Origin of the sequence: Geobacillus sp. ZGt-1 (assembly GCF_001026865.1) — a bacterium.
GTDB lineage: Bacteria > Bacillota > Bacilli > Bacillales > Anoxybacillaceae > Geobacillus > Geobacillus thermoleovorans.
The window spans coordinates 136274-138838 of record NZ_LDPD01000028.1 but is presented as its reverse complement, the minus strand read 5'-3'; the positions used below and the strand labels follow the sequence as shown (position 1 = coordinate 138838).

Here is a 2565-nt window from a genome sequence, read left to right as displayed (position 1 = left end):
CCGTGCTCAATCCGCAAGGGCCGGTGGCGCGCATGCAGTATGATTTGATCATGTGGTCTGTCGGCTTTATGTTGTTCATTATTGTTGTTGTATTTACGTTATTTGCCGTTTTTCTCATTCGTTATCGCGAGAAGCCGGAAAATGCCGGCTATGAGCCGCCGGATGAGGAAGGGAACACGTTGCTTGAAGTCGTCTGGACGGCCATTCCAATTTTGATTGTCGCTGCGCTCGCTGTTCCAACAGTGAAGGCGACGTTTGCGTTGGAAAAGCCGCCGACCGAGAAAGTGAAACCGATCACGATCCATGTGACGGCGGCGAACTGGAAATGGATTTTCAGCTATCCGGAAGAAAACATTGAAACGGTCAACTACGTCCATATTCCAGCCGGTGTGCCGGTCAAGTTTAAGCTGACTTCGGTCGGGCCGATGAACTCGTTTTGGGTGCCGGAATTAGGTGGGCAAAAATATGCGATGGACGGCATGGAGACAGAGCTGATTTTGCAAGCCGATAAGCCCGGTTCCTACATGGGGCGGAGCGCCAACTTTTCCGGGGAAAAGTTCGCCCATATGGAGTTTGAGGTCGTCGCACAAACGGGAACGGACTTCCGCAAATGGGTAAATGAAGTGAAACAAACCGCCCCGAAGCTCGATGAGAAAAAATATACACAAATTTTAAAACCGGGGCTTGTTGGGCGAATGACGTTTTCGAACACCCACTTACAATGGATTGACCATGCGAAACAAAACAGCCATCATGCAAATGGAAAGCCAATGAAAAACGACGATNAAAGCGATGAAGCGATGACAAACAGTCACCATCATGGGGAGTAGGAAAGGAGGAGCGAAAGATGAAATGGAGCGAGTTTTTTGTCACGGGTGAGCCGCTCATTTATGCCGCCGATGTCGCCATCGTCTTGACGATGGTCGGCATTGTGTTTGTGTTGACATATTTTAAAAAATGGAAATGGCTGTGGAACGAATGGCTCACGACGGTGGATCATAAAAAGATTGGCGTCATGTACATTATTTGCGCAGTTTTGATGCTCTTCCGCGGCGGCGTCGATGCGCTTTTGATGCGGGCGCAGCTGACCGCGCCGAACATGAAGTTTCTTGACGCGCAACATTACAATGAAATATTTACGACGCACGGGACGATTATGATCTTGTTTATGGCGATGCCGTTCATCATCGGTTTGATGAACATTGTCGTTCCGCTGCAAATCGGGGCGCGCGATGTCGCGTTTCCATATTTGAATGCGTTAAGCTTTTGGCTCTTTTTCTTCGGGGCCATGCTGTTTAACATTTCCTTTGTCATCGGCGGATCGCCGGACGCCGGCTGGACGGCGTATTTCCCGCTCGCGGGGAATGAGTTCAGCCATGGCGTCGGCAACAACTATTACGCTGTCGCTTTACAAATTTCCGGGATCGGAACATTGATGACCGGGATCAACTTCCTTGTCACGATTTTAAAAATGCGCGCGCCGGGCATGACATTGATGCGCATGCCGATGTTTACGTGGACGATTCTCATCACATGCGTGCTCATTATTTTCGCCTTCCCGGTGTTGACGGTCGCCTTGGCGCTCATGACGTTTGACCGGCTGTTTGATACGCAGTTTTTCACGATGGCCAACGGCGGCATGTCGATGCTCTGGGCGAACTTGTTCTGGATTTGGGGCCATCCGGAAGTGTATATCGTCATTTTGCCGGCGTTCGGCATTTTCTCGGAAGTGGTCAGCACGTTTGCGCAGAAACGGCTGTTCGGTTATAAGGCGATGGTCGGTTCGATCGTGGGCATTGCGTTTTTAAGCTTTATCGTCTGGGTGCACCACTTCTTTACGATGGGCGCAGGGCCGGCCGTGAACTCTGCCTTCTCGATCACGACGATGGCGATCGCCATTCCGACCGGGGTGAAAATTTTTAACTGGCTGTTTACGCTCCGAAAAGGGAAGATCCGCTTTACGACGGCGATGCTTTGGTCGCTGGCGTTCATTCCGAACTTCGTCATCGGCGGCGTGACGGGGGTTATGTTGGCGATGGCGGCGGCCGATTATCAATACCATAACAGCTATTTTCTGATTGCCCATTTCCATTACGTGTTGATCGCGGGTACGGTGTTCGCCTGCTTTGCCGGTTTGCATTATTGGTATCCGAAAATGTTCGGCCATATCTTGAATGAACGGCTTGGCAAGTGGACGTTTTGGCTGTTTATGATCGGCTTTAACATCTGCTTCTTCCCGATGTATTTCCTAGGGTTGATGGGGATGACGCGCCGCATGTACACGTACTCGGCTGGTCTCGGCTGGACGCCGCTCAACGTCGTCGCGACGGTCGGGGCGGTGTTGATGGGCATCGGGTTTATCGTGCTTTGTTACAACATTTATTACAGCGCCCGCTACGGCGAGCGCGACATGACCGGCGACCCGTGGAACGGACGGACGCTTGAGTGGGCGACCGCGTCGCCGCCGGTGCATTACAATTTCCCGGTGACGCCGGTTGTCGAAGATGTGGACGCGTATTGGGTGATGAAGAAAAAGTATGGCGGCTTCCACGTGAAAGAAGAAGA

At 51.7% G+C, this 2565-nt stretch carries 1 protein-coding gene and 1 pseudogene; both read left to right on the top strand.

The features are described from left to right. Positions 1-785, top strand: a pseudogene (gene qoxA, locus VU18_RS15080) (cytochrome aa3 quinol oxidase subunit II); the annotation flags it as partial. A 62-nt stretch (positions 786-847) separates the two neighbouring features. Continuing rightward, the coding region (gene qoxB, locus VU18_RS15075) for a cytochrome aa3 quinol oxidase subunit I (RefSeq protein WP_236687430.1) at positions 848-2565 on the top strand (1718 nt) is incomplete at its 3' end.